This window comes from Pseudomonas mendocina, assembly GCF_003008615.1.
Classification (GTDB): domain Bacteria; phylum Pseudomonadota; class Gammaproteobacteria; order Pseudomonadales; family Pseudomonadaceae; genus Aquipseudomonas; species Aquipseudomonas mendocina_C.
The window spans coordinates 1,949,075-1,967,845 of record NZ_CP027657.1; the positions used below are offsets into that span (position 1 = coordinate 1,949,075).

16 protein-coding genes are annotated in these 18,771 nt (G+C 62.3%); 8 read left to right on the forward strand and 8 right to left on the reverse strand.

Translation table 11 applies throughout. From position 1 onward, the window contains the following. The first annotated feature begins 149 nt into the window (after positions 1-149). The 5 genes from C7A17_RS09015 (at position 150) to C7A17_RS09035 (ending at position 5,345) form a co-directional block, all read left to right on the forward strand. Positions 150-1,106 carry a LysR family transcriptional regulator gene (locus C7A17_RS09015; protein ID WP_106737714.1) on the forward strand — a complete coding sequence of 319 codons (957 nt, stop codon included), beginning with the start codon at positions 150-152 and terminating at the stop codon, positions 1,104-1,106. Positions 1,107-1,261: 155 nt separating this feature from the next. After that, positions 1,262-2,245 carry a tripartite tricarboxylate transporter substrate binding protein gene (locus C7A17_RS09020; RefSeq protein WP_106737715.1) on the forward strand — a complete coding sequence of 328 codons (984 nt, stop codon included), beginning with the start codon at positions 1,262-1,264 and terminating at the stop codon, positions 2,243-2,245. Positions 2,246-2,315: 70 nt separating this feature from the next. Beyond that, the gene (locus tag C7A17_RS09025; RefSeq protein WP_106737716.1) at positions 2,316-2,771 is read left to right on the forward strand and encodes a tripartite tricarboxylate transporter TctB family protein; all 456 of its coding nucleotides are present in this window, start codon (positions 2,316-2,318) and stop codon (positions 2,769-2,771) included. 10 nt (positions 2,772-2,781) lie between these two features. After that, a complete protein-coding gene (locus tag C7A17_RS09030) occupies positions 2,782-4,302 on the forward strand; it encodes a tripartite tricarboxylate transporter permease (RefSeq protein WP_106737717.1) in 1,521 nt (506 codons plus the stop codon). Continuing rightward, positions 4,299-5,345: an Ldh family oxidoreductase gene (locus tag C7A17_RS09035; RefSeq protein WP_106737718.1), complete on the forward strand. Its 1,047-nt coding sequence runs from the start codon at positions 4,299-4,301 to the stop codon at positions 5,343-5,345. The genes C7A17_RS09030 and C7A17_RS09035 overlap by 4 nt, the downstream gene beginning before the upstream one ends. 289 nt (positions 5,346-5,634) lie before the next feature. On the opposite strand, the gene C7A17_RS09040 is transcribed toward C7A17_RS09035, so the two are convergent. From C7A17_RS09040 to C7A17_RS09065, 6 genes are all read right to left on the reverse strand, one after another. After that, positions 5,635-6,840 carry an alpha-hydroxy acid oxidase gene (locus tag C7A17_RS09040; RefSeq protein ID WP_106737719.1) on the reverse strand — a complete coding sequence of 402 codons (1,206 nt, stop codon included), beginning with the start codon at positions 6,838-6,840 and terminating at the stop codon, positions 5,635-5,637. 63 nt (positions 6,841-6,903) lie between these two features. Then, on the reverse strand, positions 6,904-7,752 hold the full coding sequence (locus tag C7A17_RS09045; protein ID WP_106737720.1) for a fumarylacetoacetate hydrolase family protein: 849 nt from the start codon (positions 7,750-7,752) through the stop codon (positions 6,904-6,906). Beyond that, the gene (locus C7A17_RS09050; protein WP_106737721.1) at positions 7,749-8,669 is read right to left on the reverse strand and encodes an NAD(P)-dependent oxidoreductase; all 921 of its coding nucleotides are present in this window, start codon (positions 8,667-8,669) and stop codon (positions 7,749-7,751) included. Before C7A17_RS09050 ends, C7A17_RS09045 begins: the two co-directional genes overlap by 4 nt. Positions 8,670-8,735: 66 nt before the next feature. Then, positions 8,736-9,758 (reverse strand): TRAP transporter substrate-binding protein, encoded by a 1,023-nt coding sequence (locus C7A17_RS09055; RefSeq protein WP_106737722.1) that lies wholly within the window; start codon positions 9,756-9,758, stop codon positions 8,736-8,738. 102 nt (positions 9,759-9,860) lie between these two features. Continuing rightward, positions 9,861-11,138: a TRAP transporter large permease subunit gene (locus C7A17_RS09060; protein ID WP_199796443.1), complete on the reverse strand. Its 1,278-nt coding sequence runs from the start codon at positions 11,136-11,138 to the stop codon at positions 9,861-9,863. Between the two features lie 71 nt (positions 11,139-11,209). Next, positions 11,210-11,713, reverse strand: a complete 504-nt coding sequence (locus C7A17_RS09065) for a TRAP transporter small permease (protein ID WP_106737724.1) — start codon at positions 11,711-11,713, stop codon at positions 11,210-11,212. A 228-nt stretch (positions 11,714-11,941) separates the two neighbouring features. Here C7A17_RS09065 and C7A17_RS09070 point away from each other — a divergent pair, with 228 nt between their 5' ends. Next, a complete protein-coding gene (locus C7A17_RS09070; protein ID WP_106737725.1) occupies positions 11,942-13,477 on the forward strand; it encodes a UxaA family hydrolase in 1,536 nt (511 codons plus the stop codon). A gap of 117 nt (positions 13,478-13,594) precedes the next feature. Here the strand turns inward: C7A17_RS09070 and C7A17_RS09075 are convergent, their stop codons facing one another. Both C7A17_RS09075 and C7A17_RS09080 read right to left on the reverse strand, forming a co-directional pair. Beyond that, the gene (locus C7A17_RS09075) at positions 13,595-14,578 is read right to left on the reverse strand and encodes a GntR family transcriptional regulator (protein ID WP_106737726.1); all 984 of its coding nucleotides are present in this window, start codon (positions 14,576-14,578) and stop codon (positions 13,595-13,597) included. 215 nt (positions 14,579-14,793) lie between these two features. Continuing rightward, positions 14,794-15,807 (reverse strand): AraC family transcriptional regulator, encoded by a 1,014-nt coding sequence (locus tag C7A17_RS09080; protein WP_199796408.1) that lies wholly within the window; start codon positions 15,805-15,807, stop codon positions 14,794-14,796. A 417-nt stretch (positions 15,808-16,224) separates the two neighbouring features. Between C7A17_RS09080 and C7A17_RS09085 the strand changes: the two genes are divergently transcribed. Continuing rightward, entirely contained in the window at positions 16,225-17,055 is an 831-nt protein-coding gene (locus C7A17_RS09085; protein WP_106737728.1) for an EAL domain-containing protein, read from the forward strand. Positions 17,056-17,143: 88 nt separating this feature from the next. Continuing rightward, the gene (locus tag C7A17_RS09090; protein ID WP_106737729.1) at positions 17,144-18,769 is read left to right on the forward strand and encodes a methyl-accepting chemotaxis protein; all 1,626 of its coding nucleotides are present in this window, start codon (positions 17,144-17,146) and stop codon (positions 18,767-18,769) included. The last annotated feature ends 2 nt before the right edge of the window (positions 18,770-18,771 follow it).

Sequence of the window (18,771 nt, forward strand, 5' to 3'; positions counted from 1 at the left end):
CTTCTTCTTATGCGAATGGAAATGCCTGCAAGGCACCCTGGGTGCGCTCAGGCCGGCCGACCTTATCTCTCCATTCGCGATAACCACCAATGACTATTAGTCAGTCCGCGATATGATCCGGTTATCGAGTATTCCTGAGCACAGCGGCCATGAACCAAACCGGCAATCTCCCGACCCTTCACAACTGGCTACGTTTCCGCCACCTGGCGCTGATCGACAGCCTGGCGCGCACCGGCAACATGCACAGCAGCGCGCAGCAGCTGGGGCTGAGCCAGCCGGCAGTGAGCAAGATGCTGCGCGACATCGAGAACCAGTTCGGCTTCACCCTGTTCGAGCGTCTCAACCGCGAGCTGCCAGCCACCGAGCTGGGCGCCGAGGTGGTGGCCTATGCCCAGCGTGCGCTGAATGACTGCCAGACCTTCAGTTATCGCCTGGAAAGCCTGCGCCAGGGCGGCCATGGCTATCTCAAGGTCGGTGCGATCTTCGCCGCCACCGCCCACGCCCTGCCGGAAACGCTGCTGCGCCTGAAAGGCCGGCGGCCGCTGCTGACCATCGAGTTGCTGGAAGACACCAGCGATCACCTGCTCAAGCTGCTGGAGCACAAGCAACTGGATCTGGTGGTCGGTCGCTTCACCGACCATCCGCAGCGCCAGCGTTTCGACTTCACCGCGTTGGCCGAGGAGCCCTTCATCCTCATCGCCCGCACCGAACACCCGCTGTGCAATCGGCAACAGGTCTCGCCATCGCAGCTCACCGAATGGCCCTGGGTGCTCTACCCACTCAACACCCCGCTACGCCAGTCGCTGGAACAATCCTTCAGCGACGCGGGAGTGAATCCGCCGGCCAACGCCATCGAGACGACCTCCGTGCAAACGACGTTGAAGATGCTCTGCAACAGCGACACCCTGGCTCTGCTACCAGAGGCGGTGGTGCGGCAAAACCTGCTCGATGGCAGCCTGAAACAGATCCAGACGAGCCTGGCGCCCTCTCCGCTGGCCTATGGCGTGCTGCTACGCAAGGACGAACCCATCTCCTCCGCAGCCCGCGACTTCATTGACGCCCTGCGCACCGTCATCCGCGATGAATCATCAGCGAATAACCCCTAGTTATGACTCGATGAAAAAGCCTCATTAGACACCTCCCCGAGAGTTGCCTAGCTTCGGCCAGGCTTTGATTCCACGCCGTGCCGTCTGCCTGGCCGACTCGTTCAAGCGGAACCTAGCTGCACCTCACTCAAAATAACTTCAATAGGTGAACCTTCATGACCAAGCTAAGCACGCTGCTTCGCCCGCTCAGCCTCGCCCTCGGCCTTTCCCTGCTGGGCGCCCCGGTGGCCGCCATGGCCGAATACCCGAACAAGCCCATCCAACTGATCGTGCCCTGGGCCGCCGGCGGCGGCAGCGACTCTGCCGCACGCGGCATCGCCACCGCACTGGAGAAAGAACTCGGTGTCACCATCAACGTGGTCAACCGCCCAGGTGGCGGCAGCGTGGTGGGCCACACGGTGATGGCCAGTGCCAAGCCCGATGGCTACACCCTGGGCTTCGTGACCGGTGAGCTGAACATGATGCACTGGCAGGGTCTGACCAAGATCACTCACGAAGACTTCACCCCCCTGGCCATGACCAACTATGACTACCCGGGCGTACAGGTCAGCACCGATGCACCGTACAGCAACGTCGAAGAACTGCTGAAAGACATCGACGAGAAGCCTCAGGGCACCTTCAAGGCTTCCGGCACCGGCATGGGCGGCATCTGGCACGTGGCCTTCGCCGGCCTGCTGATGGATCGCGGCATCGAACCCAACAAGGTCACCTGGATTCCCAGCCAGGGCGCCGCACCGGCCATGGTCGAACTGGCTGCTGGCAGCATCGAACTCGTGCCGTCGTCGGTACCCGAAGCCCGCTCGATGATCGACGCAGGCAAGGCCAAGGGCCTGGCGATTCTTTCGCCTGAGCGCAACCCGGCCTTCCCGGATATCCCGACCCTCAAGGAAAGCATCGGCAGCGACTACTCGCTGGGCGAATGGCGCGGCGTAGCCGGCCCCAAAGGCATGGATCCAGCCGTAGTGGCCAAACTCGAAGATGCTCTGGAGAAGGCCTACAACAGCGAGTTCTACCAGGACTTCATGAAGCGCCAGGGCTTTGGCGTGGAGTGGCATAAAGGTGCGGACTTCAAGCAATTCCTCGTCGAGAACAACGCCTATATGGGCGGCATCATCGAAAAGATCGGCTTGAAGAAGTAAGCCGGCCTCCTACAGGCGACGCATCGAAAGGGCGTCGCCTGTCTCCGTTCTGCGGTAAGAGAACTCCCTTATGAAAGATCTAATCCTCGGCATCGTCTTTATCGCCCTGGGTATCACCGTCTGGGTACTGGCACAGGGTTTCCCTGCGGTTCCCGGCATGAAGTACGGCGCCAGCATGTTCCCCAGCATGATTGCCGGCGGCATGGTCATCGGCGGTGTTCTGCTGAGCTTCGTCACCGTGCGCAAGATGCGTCGCACAGCCAGCCCCAATGTAGGCAGTGGTGGCTTTGCCCTACCCCATATCGGTTTGCTGGTGCCCTGCCTGATGGTGGTGGCCTACATCTATCTGAGCGAAGTGATTGGCACGGCCCTGACCATGGTGCTGGTCATGCTGGTGCTGCTGTTCCAGGGCGGCGTGCGCTGGCTACCGGCAATACTGATCAGCGTCGTCTCCGCGGCTGTCATCAGCCTCTCCTTCGGGCACATGCTCAAAGTGCCGCTCCCTATCGGGCCTTTCGGTTTCTGAGGCGCAGTCCATGAACGCACTATTCGACGGCATTCTGCTGGTCTTCAATTTCCAGACGCTGCTGGTGATTCTCGCCGCGGCGATCTTCGGCGTCTTCGTCGGCGCCATCCCGGGCCTGTCCGCCACCATGGCCGTGGCCCTGCTGGTACCGGTCACCTTCGCCATGGAGCCGACCGCGGCCATCGCCGCGATCATCACCACTTCAGCGATGGCGATCTTCGCCGGCGACATTCCCGGCGCCTACCTGAATATTCCCGGCACGCCGGCATCGGCGGCCTACGTCAGCGATTGCGCAGCACTCGGCCGCCAGGGCCGTGCTCGCGAGTGCCTCGGGGTCAATCTCACCTGCTCGGTGATCGGCGGCCTGTTCGGCACCACGGTGCTGGTGCTGGTGGCGCCTTCGTTGGCCGAATTCGCCCTGAACTTCAGCTCCTTCGAATACTTCTGGCTGGCGGTGCTGGGCCTGAGCAGCGCGGTATTCATTTCCACCGGTTCGGCGATCAAGGGCTTCCTCTCGCTGATGGTCGGCTTGCTGCTGTCCACGGTCGGCCTCGACCTGGTCACCGGTGCGCCGCGCTTCACCTTCGATGTGCCGGATCTGATGGCCGGGATCAACTTCATCCCGGTGATGATCGGCTTCTTTGCCATGTACGAAGTGATGAAGCTGTACAGCAGCCGCGAGAAAGGTGACACCAACCAGACCATTCCCAAACAGCACGGCGACGTCTTCAGCAAGGTGCCGATGCACCTCAAGCGTTACTGGAAGAGCGTGTTCCGTGGCAGCAGCGTCGGCGGTTTCATCGGCATCCTGCCGGGTGCCGGTGCCGATATCGCCGCGTGGATCGCCTACGCCATCAGCAAGAAGCGCTCGAAGACCCCGGAGAAATTCGGCACCGGTCACGTCGAGGGGCTGGTCGACGCTGGCTCGGCGAACAACTCGGCGGTCGCCGGTTCCTGGGTTCCGGCACTGGTGTTCGGCATCCCTGGCGACTCGATCACTGCCATCGTCATCGGCGTGCTGTACATGAAGGGCATGAACCCCGGCCCGACCATCTTCATGGACAACAGCGCCATGGCCTACGGTCTGTTCACCGCCTTCTTCGTCGCCAACCTGGTGCTGTTGCCGATCGGTTACCTGGCCATTCGCAGCGCCCACGTGTTCGCCGTGACGCCGCTGCGCGTGTTGATGCCGATCATCCTGTGCTTCTGCATCGTCGGCGCCTTCGCCATCAACAACAGCCTGACCGATGTGTGGATCATGCTGATCTGCGGCGTGGTCGCCTACCTGATCGCCACCGCCGAAGTGCCGCTGGCACCAGCGATCCTCGGCCTGGTGCTGGGCAACATCCTGGAAACCAACTTCATGACCTCGATGCTCAAGGCCAACGGCAACCTGGGGGCCTTCATCGAACGCCCGATCAGTGCCTGCCTGGCCCTGTTCGTCGTGCTTATCGCGCTGTTCCCGCTGCTCGCCAAGCTGTGGCGCAAGCGCGGCAACGCCCCTCTGGCCCCGAAGGAAGTCATTGAATGAATCGTATCGCCCCGCAAGCGCTGGAGCGCTTCATCGAACAACTGTTCCTCGATGCCAAGGTCAGCCCCGACGTCGCCGCCGTGGTCAGCCGCGTGCTGGTCGAAGGTGACCTGCTTGGCCATCACACCCATGGCGTGAAACTGGCCCAGGGTTACCTCAAGGATCTGCGCAGCGGCCAGGCCAAGGGCGATGCCGCAAGCCTGCAGATCGTCCGTCAGACACCGGCGGCACGGCTCTACGACGCCAGCTACCTGCTCGGCCCGTACTGCGTCGAGCAGGCCCTGGACTTCACCGCCGAGGCCGCGCGTACCTTCGGTATCGGTGTGGCCACGATCCGTCGTTCGCACCATATCGCCTGCCTGGCCGCCTACCTGCAACGCTACACCGAGCAGAACCTGATCCCGCTGGTACTGACCTCCGATCCGGCCGTGGCCTCGGTGGCACCGCACGGCGGCCTCGATCCGGTGTACACACCCAACCCGCTGGGCATCGGCATTCCCACCGGCGAGAAGCCGATCCTCATCGACGTCAGCATGTCGACCATCACCAACGGCCTGGTCAACAAGACCCACCAGGCCGGTGGCCAGCTGGAACATGCCGCGCTGATCGGCCCGGACGGCCAGCCAACCCGCGATACCGCGGCCTACTTCGGCACGCCACAAGGCGCGATCCTGCCGCTGGGCAGTCTGGAATTCGGCCACAAGGGTTTCGCCCTCGGCACCATGGTCGAGGCGCTGACGGCGGGGCTGGGCGGTTTCGGCCGCAAGGATGGCGTCAAGCAATGGGGCGCGGCAGTGACCGTGCTGACCTTCGACCCGGCGTTCTTCGGTGGCGTCGATGAGCTGAAAGCCGAGATGGATCACTTCGTCGGCGCGTGCCTGGAGAGCCGTCCGCGCGTGGCACAAAGCCCGGTGCGCATGCCGGGTCACGCCGGTATCGCGCGCAGGGCAAAAGCCTATGAGCAAGGGCTGGAGTTGCCGGACGATGTGCTGGCAGCGCTGCGCGGTGCGGCCAGTGAAGGCGGCGTCGAATACCCGTTCTAAGGACGCCTGAAGCGCAATACCGCTCGGTCAAGGAAAACGCCGCGATCCTGCAAAGCAGTCGCGGCGTTTTCTTGCTCGTTCGAAAAGCCGTGAGCACGTAGCCCGGATGCAATCCGGGGATTTCGCGGCGAGGACTTCCCGGATTGCATCCGGGCTACGGGTAAGGTGCGCCACGCGCACCAACAGCTAATGCCGTGGGTGAAATCGGTGCGCACGGCGCACCCTACCGGGACGGAAGAAAAAACTGCCTCGCACCTGCGTTATTGGGGAGTGCGAGGCAGTGGGAAAACTAGTTGCGAATCCGTTCGGCCAGGGCGCGCCAATGCGCCGAGTGGATCAGATCGGGAGTCAGCTCCTCCAGGCTGCTGCAACCTAGCAGGCCGAGGGTGCGATCCAGCTCCGTGCGCAGGATGCCGATGGCATGCGCAGCGCCAGGCCCCTTGCCGGCGGCCAGACCGTACAGACCGGCGCGGCCGATCAACACGCCGCTGGCACCCAGCAGCAGCGCCTTGGCGATATCGCTGCCACGGCGGAAACCGCCGTCGAGAAATATCTCCATGCGGCCCTGATTGATGCGCGCCACTTCCGGCAACGTCTCCAGCGCGGAGACGGCACCGTCGAGCTGACGGCCGCCGTGATTGGACAGCACCACACCGTCGACGCCGTACTGCAGTGCCAGGCGCGCGTCGTCCGGGTGGATCATGCCCTTGACGATCAGCTTGCCGTGCCAGATGTCACGCAGCCAGGCGATATCGTCCCAGCTCAGGGTCGGATCGAGTTCGGCTGCCAAGGCGCTTGCGGCGCCCTTCACCGAGTCCTTGCCGGGCGGCAGCAGGTTGCCGAGGTTGCGAAAGCGCGGCACGCCGTCGGGAACCAGCACGTCCCAGATCCACTCGGGGTGGCAGAGCACGTCGAGGCGGTTGCGCAGGTCGAGCTGCAGCGGCCTGGCGTAGTTGCGCTTGTCCCACTCGCGGTTGCCGAAGATAGCGCTGTCGGTGGTCACCACGATGGCTTCCAGATTCAGGCGCTTGACCCGTTCGACCAGCTTGGCCACGTGATCGCGGGTGCGATACAGGTAGATCTGCATCCAGGCGCGCACGCCCTCGACAGCGGCGATGTCCTCGACCGAGGTGGTCGAGGCATTGCTCAGCACGAAGGGAATACCGGCATCCGCCGCAGCGCGCGCCAGGTGCAGATCGCCGTCACGGGTCAGCAGGCCGTTGAAACCGGTCGGGCCGATCATGAACGGCAGCTGTGCGCTGCGGCCGAAGAAGCTGCGTTCCAGACTGCGCTGGCCGACATCACGCAGGGTGCGCGGTTGCAGGGTCACGCTCTCGAAGATCGTACGGTTGCGGCCCAGGGTGAACTCATCGTCCGCACCGCCTTCGACGTACTCGAAGGAGAAATTGGGCAACCGGCGACGGGCCATCTGGCGCAGCTCTTCGATGTTCTGCGCACGACGAAAATCGCGCCCCGGATAAAGGCGTCGTTGCATGTTCTGCTCTCGATATATTTGGAGTGAGGGCGACATAGGCCGCCCTGCCCGCACACCTGGCGCTTAACGGCTCCAGGCCACCACGTCCTGGCACTGCTCACCCAGGCCGCTGATGCTCAGGCGCATGCGGTCGCCAGCCTTGAGGAACTGCGGCGGTTTCATGCCCGCGCCCACGCCCGGTGGCGTGCCGGTGCAGATCACGTCGCCCGGGTTGAGCGTCATGAACTGGCTGATGTAGCTGACGATCTCGTCGATGGAAAAGATCATCGTGCGCGTATTGCCCTGCTGCCGGGTCTCGCCATTCACGCTCAGGTGCATGTCCAGATTGCGCAGGTCGGCGATCTCGTCGGCGGTCACCAGCCAGGGGCCAATCGGAGCGAAGGTGTCGCAACCCTTGCCCTTGTCCCAGGTGCCGCCCCTTTCAAGCTGGTAGGCACGCTCGGAAACGTCGTTGACGATGCAGTAGCCGGCAACATGCTCCAGCGCCTGCTCGCGCTCGACATACTGCGCCTTGCGGCCGATGACGATACCCAGCTCCACTTCCCAGTCGGTCTTCTCCGAGCCACGGGGAATGATCACGGCATCATTAGGGCCACAGATGGCACTGGTGGCCTTCATGAACAGCACCGGCTCACTGGGCACTGGCAGGTTGGATTCCTTGGCGTGGTCGGCATAGTTCAGCCCGACGCAGATCAGCTTGCCGATGTTGGCGATGGGCGTACCGATGCGCACGCCTTCCTCGACCTTCGGCAGGCTGGCCGGGTCGAGCGCGCGCAGTTCGTCGAGTGCCTTGGGATCGAGCACCCACGGACTGATATCGGGCACATGCACCGACAGGTCGCGCAGGCTGCCATCGGCAGCAACCAGCGCCGGCTTTTCCTGCCCCTCAGGGCCGTAGCGCAACAGTTTCATACCTTGTCCTCTTCCGGGTAGGCGCGTACGCGCACACCATTGATCTCACCCAGTACGTCGAACAGACGCGGTACGTACTTGTCGCCATGACCGAGCACCTTGGCCAGCATGAACGTCTGGTACACGGCGTCGGAAACGATGCCGGTGGTCGGCGTCAGCTTGGTCAGTTCGGTGTAATAACGCATGTCCTTCTCGCAGTTGCTCAAGGCGAACTGCTGCCCGGAGTCATCGCCATTGAGCACGTAGGGAATGATCCGCTCGAAGGTGCGGCTGTAGCCGCCGCTCATGCTGCAGATCTCGGCGAAGGCAGCCAGGTCGATGCCGTTCTTCGCCGCCGTGCAGAAGGCCTCGGCGAGGATGGTGGCGTTGCCCTGGGAGATGAAGTTGTGGATCACCTTGGCCTTGTGGCCCGAGCCCAAGGGACCGAGGTGATGGATGGTCTCGGAGAAGCATTCGAGCACCGGGCGTACCTTGTCGAGCACCTCGGCATCGCCACCGGCGAGCACGTTGAGGCGCCCGGCCAGGGCATCCTTGGGCGTGCGGTTGACCGGTGTGTCGAGGTAATGACCGCCGTGCGCCACCACCTGCGCGGCCAGCTCGGCGGTGCGATTCGGGTCACCGGTGCTGCAGTCGACGACGATCTGTCCCGGCCGCAGACCGGCAAGAATACCGGTCTCACCCGCCAGGATCTGGCTGACCTGCGCCGTACCCGGTAGGCATAGCAGCACCACGTCGACGGCGCGAGTCAGCTCGGCGGCATTGGCGTATTCGCGGGCGCCCTTGCTCACCAGATCCTCGACCGGCTGGCGGTTGCGGTGCGCCATCACTCCGAGGGCGAAGCCCTGCTTCTGGATGTTGGCGGCCATGGCGTGGCCCATCAGCCCCAGGCCGATGAAGCCGACAGTGATAGCTGTCATGAGAATTCCACCTTGCGTGCGAATGCAGCGGCCGCCACTCGTGCGACGGCCAACTGCGGTGAGGGATTACTGGGCCTGGCGAACCTTGGCGATCTCGGCGTTCATTTCCGCCATCAGATCGGCGCCATATTCGGCGATCAGTTTTTCCGAGCTCGGACGCACCACTTCACGCATGCGCTCGATCTCTTCCGGGGCCACTTCGTTGATCTGCATGCCGTGCTTGGCCAGCGCCTCACGCGAGCTGACGTCCATATCGCGGGATACCTTGCGCTCGTAGGCCTGGGCTTCCAGAGAGGCGCTGCGTACCAGCTCACGCTCGGTCTCGTTGAGCTTGTCCCAGGTGCGTTTGCTGAAGATCGCCACCAGCGGATCGTAGAAGTGACCGGTCAGCGACAGGTACTTCTGCACTTCATAGAACTTCGAGGTTTCGATGGCCGCCAGCGGGTTTTCCTGGCCATCGACGGTGCGGGTTTCCATCGCGGTGTACAGCTCGGTGAACGACAGCGGCACCACGTTGGCACCCAGCGCGCGGAAGGACTCGATGGCGGTCGGAATCTGCTGCAGGCGCAGCTTCAGGCCCTTGATGTCCTCGACCTTGGTCACCGGGTGCTTGCTGTTGGTGACGTGGCGAAAGCCATGGTCCCAGTAGCCCAGACCGATGATGCCGTGCGGCTCCAGCTTGGTCAGCAGGTTCTGCCCGGCCGGGCCGTCGAGTACGGCGTCGACCTCGGCAGCGTTCTGGAACAGGAACGGCAGGCCGTACAGACCAAAGCCTTTCTCGATGCCCGAGAGCAGGCCCGGGGTGACCAGGGTCATGTCGACGGTGCCGCCCTGTACCGAGGAAATCACCTGCGCGTCACCGCCGAGGGTGCCGCTGGCGAAGACCATCACCTTCATCTTGCCGTCGCTCTTTTCCTTGATCAGCTCGGCGAACTTCTGCGCCCCGAGGCCGTGTGGGTGATCCTTGGCCTGGACGAAGGCGATCTTGAAGTTGTGGCGATTGATCTCGTCAGCCTGCACATGAGCGGTCGACAGCAACATGGCGGATGCGCACAGCAGTGAGGCCAGGGCCTTGGGAATGAATGTCATGGTGAAGTCCTCTTGTTTTTATGCTTGCCGTTGTCGGCATGGATTCGGGCTCTAAGGCCCCTGGCACCGGCCATCAAACGATGACCGGCACGATGTCTTTCGTCAGTACAACCATTGCGCCGGAACGATCAGCAACTGCGGGAAGGCCAGCAGCAGACCGATGATCAACAGCTCCGCCAGCAGGAACGGCAGCACCCCGCGGACGATGCCGACGAAGCCGACCTTGGATACCCCGGCCACCACGTTGAGCACCACGCCGACCGGCGGGGTGAGCAGGCTGACCGCGCAGACCATCACGAAGATCACGCCGAAGTACACGGGGTCGATGCCGGCCGCGACCACCACCGGCATCATCACCGGGGCAAGGATCAGGATCAGCGGCGACATGTCCATGGCCATGCCGATCACGATGACGATGGTGACGATCAGCAGCATCAACAGACGCGGGCTGTCCATCAGCGGTTCGAGCAGGCCCACCACCGAGCTGGGCAGATCCGCCACGGTGATCATCCAGGCCGCGACCATCGCCGAGGCCACCAGGAACATCACCATCGAGGTGGTCATTACCGAGGCCACCAGCACCTGGTAGAGGGTCTTCCAGGTCAGCTCGCGGTACACCAGCACCGACACCAGCAGGGCGTAGACAGCCGCTACCACACCGGCTTCGGTCGGGGTGAAGATGCCGGCACGCAGACCGACGAGGATGATCACTGGCAGCAGCAACGCCCAGATACCTTCCTTGAACGCCTTGAGCAGTTCACGCAGAGGGGCGCGTTCGGTGGTAGTCAGGGTGCCGCGACGCGACACCAGGAACCAGGCCGCGCACAGCGACATGCCCATCAACAGCCCCGGCACGATGCCGGCCAGGAACAGCTTGGTGATGGAAACGTTGGCGGCGACGCCGAACAGGATCAGGCCGATCGAAGGCGGCAATACCGGAGCGATCACGCCAGCGGAGGCCACCAGGCCTGCGGAGGTCTCTCGGCTGTGGCCGACCTTGACCATCATCGGCACCAGCAGCGCGGCCAGCGCCGCAGCATCGGCAGCCGCCGAGCCGGACAGTGCCGCCAGCACGCAGCCGGCGAGAATGGTCACGTAACCCAGGCCACCCTTGATGTGGCCGACCAGGGCGATGGCCATGGTGACGATGCGTTTGGACAGACCGCCGGCATTCATCAGCTCACCGGCCAGCATGAAGAACGGCACGGCCATCAGCGGGAAGCTGTCGGCGCCGTTGACCAGACCCTGGGCGACGATCTGCGCGTCGAACAGGTCGAGGTGATACATCATGGCCAGCGCGCAGAGAATCAGCGCGTAGGAAATCGGCACGCCAATCGCCATGGCGGCCAATAGAGAAATCACGAAAATTGCGATGACGATCATCACAGTACCCCGGTTCTTATCGTTATGAGAGGGCCGGCCACAGCTGCGCCGTGAGGCCGACGCAACAGCTATTGGTGGATTTCGTCCAGCGGATCACGCAACACCATCTCGCCACCGAGGCTCAGACGCAGCGCTTCGTAAACGTGGATCACGCAGGCCGATGCGCCGAAGAACACGCCCGCACCGTAGAAGAAGCCCATCGACCAGCCGGACACCGGCGACGGTATGTGCATGTTGATCTGCACCTGCTGCCAGCTGCCCCACAGGAACAGCCCGGAACAGCCGAGCATCAGCAGTTGGGAAAGGATCATGCAGCCGCGCTCACTCCAGCTCGGCATGGCACGCAATGCCAGATCCACGGTCATGTGGCCGCGCTCACGCAGCAGGATCACGGCGCCCAGGAAGGTCAGCCAGACGAACGCCCAGCGCGACAGTTCCTCGGAGATCAGGATGCTTTCGTTGAAGCCGTAGCGCAGCACGACGTTGCCGAACACCAGCACCACCATGGTCACCAGGCAGATGACCGCGAGCAGCTTGAGAAGGGCGAAATAACCGTCGACGAGCTTATGCATGACAGGCTCCCCACAGACCGACGGCAGGGAGGTACAGACAGGATGCCGACGCTTGGCCGACGCCCCCGGGAAGATGGCAACGATCCATCAGTAAAGCCTCACATTGTTGTTTTTGTGCGCTGCCCAGCAGCTGTGTGGCGCCGACACTAACACCAGAAATTATTGCGTGCAATGTTCATTTTTGTCAGTATCGGGGTCTGACGATCACAACAACAACGAGAACGCGCCATGCAACTCATCACCAATAGCCCGACCGTGGTTATCCTCAGCGATCAAGATTCCGTGGCCGTCGCACGCCGTGCTCTGGAACGCGGCAGCCATGTCGAAAGCCTCGCCCTAGAAGCTCTGGACGACATCCCCGCCGGCCACAAGATCGCCCGCCGCGCCATCGCCAGTGGCGAAGCCGTGCTCAAGTACGGCCAGGTCATCGGCGTGGCCAGCCAGGACATCGCCGCCGGCGCCCACGTACACACCCACAACGTGTCGATGCCGCAGAGCCACGCCAACAACCAGCTGCCACCGCCCATCGAGCGCACGCCCGTACTGCCACCGGAACAGCGCCGCCGCTTCATGGGTTATCGCCGTCCGGATGGCCGCGTCGGCACACGTAACTACATCGGCATCCTGTCCACGGTGAACTGCTCGGCGACCGTGTCGCGCGCCGTGGCCGCGCACTTCAATGGTTCGGAACTGCTCAAGCGCTACAACATCGACGGCGTGGTCGCGCTGACCCACGGCAGCGGCTGCGCGATCAACACCGAGTCGGAAGGCTTCAAGTTCCTCGAACGCAGTATCTGGGGCTACGCCTGCAACCCCAACATCGCCGGCGCGCTGGTGATCGGCCTGGGCTGCGAGACCAACCAGATTTCCTCGCTGATGAAGCGCTACAACATCAGCGAAGGGCCGAACTTCCGCGTCTTCAACATCCAGAACGCCGGCGGCACCCGTGCCAGCATCCAGCGCGCCATCGAGCAGGTGACCGAGATGCTCGACGCCATCGGCCGCCTGGAGCGCACCTCGGAAAGCGTCGAGCACATCATGGTCGGCATGCAGTGCGGCGGCTCCGACGGCTACTCCGGCATCACCGCCAACCCGGCGCTGGGTTATGCCGCCGACCTGCTGGCCCAGCACGGCGGCACCGCCATCCTCAGCGAAACCCCGGAAATCTACGGTGCCGAACACCTGTTGATCGCCCGTGCGATCAGCCATGAAGTCGGCCAGAAATTGCTCGACCGCCTGACCTGGTGGGAGGAGTACACGCGCATCAACGGCGCCGAGCTGAACAACAACCCCTCGCCAGGCAACAAGGCCGGCGGCCTCACCACCATCCTGGAGAAATCCCTGGGCGCAGCGGCCAAGGGCGGCACCAGCTCGCTCAACGGCGTGTACGAGTGGGGTGAGCCGATCACCGAGCGCGGCTTCGTGTTCATGGACAGCCCCGGTTATGACCCGGTGTCGGTGACCGGCCAGGTGGCCTCCGGCGCCAACATGATCTGCTTCACCACCGGCCGTGGCTCGGTGTCCGGCTTCAAGCCGGCGCCCTGCATCAAGCTGGCCACCAACACCGAGATGTTCCGCAAGCTGGAAGAGGACATGGACATCAACTGCGGGGGCATCGTCGACGGTGAACTGAGCATCGCCGAAGCCGGGCAGAAGATCTTCGACATCCTCATCGAAATCGCCTCCGGCGAACCGTCGAAGAGCGAGCTGTACAACTACGGCGACAACGAGTTCGTGCCGTGGCAGGTGGGTGCGGTGACCTGATCGTCAGGCGCTGAAGGAACGAAAAACGGCCGGGTAATCCCGGCCGTTTTCGTTTATCTGGACAGGCCCAGCGGGGCACGCCTAAAGGTAGGGTGCGCCGCACCAAGACCGGACAGCCTAAGCCTCGATCCGCTCCAGATAAGGCACGGCCTGGATCACGTTCTGCTCGCGGAATTGCGCCAGGCGCTGCTTGACCTTGCGCTCGGCGATCACCAGGTGCTCCTCCATGCTCTGCGCGGCGAGATCGGGGCGGCCGGCCTGCAGGTTCTCGAAGATGCTCAGGTGCTCACGGAAGAAGGGTTCCTCATCGGGGAAGTAACTCTTGTCCAGCAGGATGTGCTTACCCGACAGCAGCAACGAGTGGGTGCGACGCAGGATCTGCAGCATCTGCCGGTTGGGGCAGCGGCCGAGGGTCTCGATGTGCAGGTCGCTTTCCAGGTCGTCGAACTGGCGGCTGTCCATGTCCGGATAGAGATCCATGGCCTGGTGCAGACGCGCGATGTAACCCTCGATCCGCTCGGGCTCGATGAACTCCGCAGCGCGCACCAACACATAAGGCTCCAAGCGCCGGCGCACTTCATACAGTTCGCCGAGTCGTTCCTCGTCCCACTGTCCGAGCTGCCAGCGCGAGCGCTCGTCACGCTCCACCAGGCCCATCAGCGACAGACGCGTGAGCACCTGGCTGGAGACCGTGCGGCTGATGCCGTAGTGACGTGACAGCTCCAGCTCGTTGACGCGATAGGTGCCGAACAGCGACTGGTGCAGCAGGTCGCGCTCGATCTGGTCATAGACCGCCTTCCAGCTCTCGGTCTTGCGCGGCGCCTGGGCGTCGTCCTCGGCCAGCTGGAAATCGGCGGGCTCCAACTGACGCCGCAGCACCTTGCCCGGCTGCGCACCGACCAGGTAGCCACGACCGTCAAAAGTACAGATCAACCCCGCCTGGTTCAGGTTGAGCAACGCCTGGCGAACCGGAGAGCGGCTGACGCCGAAAAGCTCCGCCAAAGGCCCTTCCAGCAGCAGTGTGCCTGTTTTCAGGCGCTTTTTCCTGATGCTCGTGGCGATGATTTCGAATAGCTGATCGTTCAGGTGCTTTTTCATCATTATTGTTTTCGAACTGGTCACCTTGTCGGTGTTACGGGCACGGGTCTTGCGATTGTGCTGATTGCACTCAGCCAATCCTTTATATTTTAACTTTGCGCGCAATGTACCTTAATAGTGCTATTCCATGGATCGGAACAAGGCACACAATTGTAATGGCTTGTCACAGAAGGGACGAAACCTCATGCGCCGCAGCGGTCATTGGCGATAGCTGAAACTCAGGAAGCCCCTCCAGTATCACAATGCATCAGCCGGTACTGATTGGGCGAGATGCCGAACCAGCGCACACAGGCCTTGTGGAAGCTGCTCTGATCACGAAACCCCAGTTGCGCCGAAATGTACTTGAGGCTGCGCGTGGTGTTGCGCAGAAAGCTCGCGGCCTGGCGTTGACGGGCTTGGTCGAGCAGTAATGTGAAGTTCGCCTCGTCACGCCCCAGACCATGCTGCAGGCTACGACGACTCATGCCGAGAAGGTCGGCCACGTCGCTCAGACCGGGGCTGATGCCCTGGCTCAGTTGCTCCGCGAGAATGCGCCGTACCCTGGCCTCCAGCGAACCATCCACCTGCTCGCTCATTTGCGCCTGGGCGTATTCGACGTGCAACGTATGCAGCGCGGCGGCGGCGGTGGGCAATTCGATCGCGCCAGCTTCCAGGCTGAATGTCATGCAATTGCGCCGCGCGGAAAAGTACAGGTTGTTACCGAACAAGCGGCGCAACTGTCGGGTGTCCAGCGGCTCAGGGTAGGTCAGTTCGAGCATCAGCGGCATCGGCCTTTGAAAGGGCGCCAGCCAGTGCACGATGGCGAAGACCAGCGCCGCGCCGGCATCGATGAACGCACGGGGCGCCCGCTGGGCAACGGTGGAGTTTTCCACGCCAACCAACTTGAGACGGTCGACATGCCGCTCCAGAAACATGTGCGAGCCATCGCTGGTCATCGGGTGATAGTCCGCCAGACGCTGCAGGGCCTGCGCCAGCGTCGGGCTGGACATCAGCGCATAGCTCTTCACACCGAGCACGCACGGGTGAAAATGCTCGTAAGCGCGCAGCCCCATATCCGCATCACCGCTTTCACTGACCAAGGCGTTCAACAGCCGATACACCTGTATGACCCGAATCGGCCCGCCATCGGCGAGCATCTGCTCCAACCCTGGAAGATGTCTGCTGAGACTGCAGCCACCACTTGCAAATGCCTTGGCCATGACCTGGAAACAGGCACTTGTAATCGTATGCATCTAATAATCCTGAGCATTAACTAATTCACTTCCTCCAAATACCACGCAATAAAAGATGACAGGCTCCCGGGACATACGATTGGTATCCGAGAACACTTCTCACAACATAAAACGGGTGGGAAGATATTACTGGCGGGATGCCGGCATCTTCAGATGCCCTTATAAAAAACCGGGAAATTCATCTCCCGATAAAACTCGTTTCGTCAGCAAGACGTTTTTTCATCCCGCTCACGTGCTGTGATCCATATAGGGCCGCTGGCGAATGCTCTGACATTCGCCTAGTTGCCGCCACCATCCGACGCCACGGCGCGAATAAATATTCGATTAGCGACTGCACACCGCCGAACAATGGCAGGTGCGGGCATCCGTTTTTATTGCCAGCGCCCCACCAAAGGAACAGAGAAAGATGCATAGCCAATGGAACCTCGACATCGCCTGGACGGCCATCGCATGAGCATTCACGAGCCATTTCTCCGCTCTGTTACCAACAACCCGCTAAACGACCTGCAACGCGCTCACCTGTTCTATGACGAGCTGCAACGCGGCCGATTCCACCTCGCATTCCAGCCTGTCGTTGCCACCCATGAGCCGGAGCGGGTGCTGTATCGCGAAAGCCTGCTGCGCCATGAAGGCGACGGCCTTGGTTTCAATCCCTTCCCGCTACTGGAACGTCTGCACGTCATACGCCCGCTGGATCATCGCGTGATCGGAACGGTGATGGTGTTGTTGCGAGACAACCCGAGCCTGACCCTGGGCTGCAACATTTCCGCACTCAGCACCCTGCTGGATGCGGACTGGGATCAGATGCTCGACCACCTCTCGGCCGACCGCAGCCTCGCCGGCCGCCTGGTCATCGAAATCACCGAAAGTGCCGTACCTCCGAGTACCCGGGGCGCAGTGGATCTGGTGCACCGCTTGCGGCACGCCGGCTGCCGGGTAGCCGTCGACGACTTCGGCTCAGGCTTCGGCACACTGGCATTCATCCAGCAAAGCCAGCCAGACATCATCAAGATCGACCAGAGCTATATACAGCGCGCACGCGATAGTTCCACTGGCGAGAAAACCCTCAAATATCTGCTCGAACTGTGCAAGACCCTGGCGCCTTGCGTAATCGTCGAAGGCATCGAAACTTCCGTTGACCTGCAATTGGCCACAAGTCTGGGAAGTACCTGGGTGCAAGGTTACTTCTTCGGGCGGCCAACCTGTGAACTTGAAAATCTTCAAGGCTCCTCGCGAATAAGCAATTAGCCATCACGCCCTCCTAGTTAAAAACTGATCGCTTAATCAATTTTTAAATACTCCGCCGAATTATTCGCTGCTGATAAACGAGGTAATCATGTTGCTGAGAAAGATGAAGATCGGTTGGCGCGCGGCAGCAAGCTTTGCCGTATTGGCGCTCCTGGTATTGTTATTGGGCTGGATCACCCTGACGCAGATGTCGCGTATGGACGACATGTCCGACGCGATCGAAGCCAAGTGGTTTCCGTCCGTGCTGGCCCTGGATGAAATGAACATGAGCGCAGCCCGCATCCGCGCGCTCACCTTGCGTATACACATCACCCAGGATGCGCAGAGCCGTAGTACCGACCTGGCCACATTGGATCAGGCCAAGAGCGACCTGACACGTGTCGAGCAGACCTATGTGCAGTTCATCGATTCCGCTGAGGAGCAGGCGGCCTACGATGCGTTTCGCAGTAGCCTGGAACGCTACATGGCCAGCCAGGCCGAGGTAACGGAAGCGATTCTGGCCGGCAACGATGCCCGGGTCAGGCAACTGGTCGGTGGTGTACTGAGCGAAACGGCCGATGCGTTGACCGCGTCGATGCGAGCGTTGATGCAGTTCAACAAGGCAGGTGCTGCAAGCGCCTCGACGCAGAGCGAGGAGGCGTATGACAGCGCCAGGTATATCGTTCAAGCAGCCATCGTCGTGGCGATTCTGCTGACGATCGCACTCGCACTTCTGTTCACTCGCAGCGTCGTCGTCCCCCTGAGCAAGGCAGTGGGCCTGGCCGAAGACATCGCCGCCGGAGACCTCAGCCGTGACGTCACCGACGACGGCCAGGATGAGCCTGCGCAGTTGCTGGCGGCACTCGCCACCATGCGGCGTAGCTTGCGCGACACCATCCAGCAGATCGCTGACTCCTCCAGCCAGCTGGCCTCTGCCTCCGAGGAGCTGCATGCGGTGACCGAAGACAGCACACGTGGCCTGCACCAGCAGAACAACGAGATCGAACAGGCCGCCACGGCGGTCAACGAAATGACCGCCGCCGTGGAAGAAGTCGCACGTAACGCCGTCAACACGTCGGAGGCTTCACGCGAGACCGACCATACCGCCCGCGAGGGCCAGAGCCAGGTCGGCCAGACGGTCGAATCGATCGGCCTGCTGACGCAGGACATCTCCACCACCAGCGAAGAAATCCGCCGCCTGGCCGACAACGTGCGCAACATCGGTCAGGTGGTCACGGTGATCCGCGCCATCGCCGAACAGACCAATCTGCTGGCGCTCAATGCTGCCATCGAAGCCGCACGGGCCGGTGAACAGGGCCGTGGCTTCGCCGTGGTGGCCGACGAGGTTCGCGCCCTCGCCCATCGCACCCAACAATCAACCGGCGAAGTCGAGCAGATGATCGACCTCATCCAGAAAGAGACCGAACAGGCCGTGCAGGCGATGGACACCAGCATGCAACGCGCCGGCTCGACACTCGGCCTGGCTCAATCCGCCGGCCAGGCGCTGGAGGAAATCACCCGCTCCATCGGCGCCATCAACGAACGCAACCTGGTGATTGCCAGCGCCTCGGAACAGCAGGCACAGGTGGCGCGCGAGGTGGATCGCAACCTGGTCAATATCCGCGACCTGTCACTGCAAAGCTCGGCCGGCGCCGATCAGACCACAGCCGCCAGCCAGGAGCTGTCGAGCCTGGCCGTCGGCCTCAATCAGCTGGTGACACGCTTTCGTCTCTGAGC

What these genes read in the sequence shown, in the direction of transcription:
- C7A17_RS09015 (WP_106737714.1), top strand. Translation starts at nt 150, where the DNA reads ATGAACCAAACCGGCAATCTCCCGACCCTTCACAACTGGCTACGTTTC.
- C7A17_RS09020 (WP_106737715.1), top strand. Translation starts at nt 1,262, where the DNA reads ATGACCAAGCTAAGCACGCTGCTTCGCCCGCTCAGCCTCGCCCTCGGC.
- C7A17_RS09025 (WP_106737716.1), top strand. Translation starts at nt 2,316, where the DNA reads ATGAAAGATCTAATCCTCGGCATCGTCTTTATCGCCCTGGGTATCACC.
- C7A17_RS09030 (WP_106737717.1), top strand. Translation starts at nt 2,782, where the DNA reads ATGAACGCACTATTCGACGGCATTCTGCTGGTCTTCAATTTCCAGACG.
- C7A17_RS09035 (WP_106737718.1), top strand. Translation starts at nt 4,299, where the DNA reads ATGAATCGTATCGCCCCGCAAGCGCTGGAGCGCTTCATCGAACAACTG.
- C7A17_RS09040 (WP_106737719.1), bottom strand. Translation starts at nt 6,840, where the DNA reads ATGCAACGACGCCTTTATCCGGGGCGCGATTTTCGTCGTGCGCAGAAC.
- C7A17_RS09045 (WP_106737720.1), bottom strand. Translation starts at nt 7,752, where the DNA reads ATGAAACTGTTGCGCTACGGCCCTGAGGGGCAGGAAAAGCCGGCGCTG.
- C7A17_RS09050 (WP_106737721.1), bottom strand. Translation starts at nt 8,669, where the DNA reads ATGACAGCTATCACTGTCGGCTTCATCGGCCTGGGGCTGATGGGCCAC.
- C7A17_RS09055 (WP_106737722.1), bottom strand. Translation starts at nt 9,758, where the DNA reads ATGACATTCATTCCCAAGGCCCTGGCCTCACTGCTGTGCGCATCCGCC.
- C7A17_RS09065 (WP_106737724.1), bottom strand. Translation starts at nt 11,713, where the DNA reads ATGCATAAGCTCGTCGACGGTTATTTCGCCCTTCTCAAGCTGCTCGCG.
- C7A17_RS09070 (WP_106737725.1), top strand. Translation starts at nt 11,942, where the DNA reads ATGCAACTCATCACCAATAGCCCGACCGTGGTTATCCTCAGCGATCAA.
- C7A17_RS09075 (WP_106737726.1), bottom strand. Translation starts at nt 14,578, where the DNA reads ATGATGAAAAAGCACCTGAACGATCAGCTATTCGAAATCATCGCCACG.
- C7A17_RS09080 (WP_199796408.1), bottom strand. Translation starts at nt 15,807, where the DNA reads ATGCATACGATTACAAGTGCCTGTTTCCAGGTCATGGCCAAGGCATTT.
- C7A17_RS09085 (WP_106737728.1), top strand. Translation starts at nt 16,225, where the DNA reads ATGGAACCTCGACATCGCCTGGACGGCCATCGCATGAGCATTCACGAG.
- C7A17_RS09090 (WP_106737729.1), top strand. Translation starts at nt 17,144, where the DNA reads ATGTTGCTGAGAAAGATGAAGATCGGTTGGCGCGCGGCAGCAAGCTTT.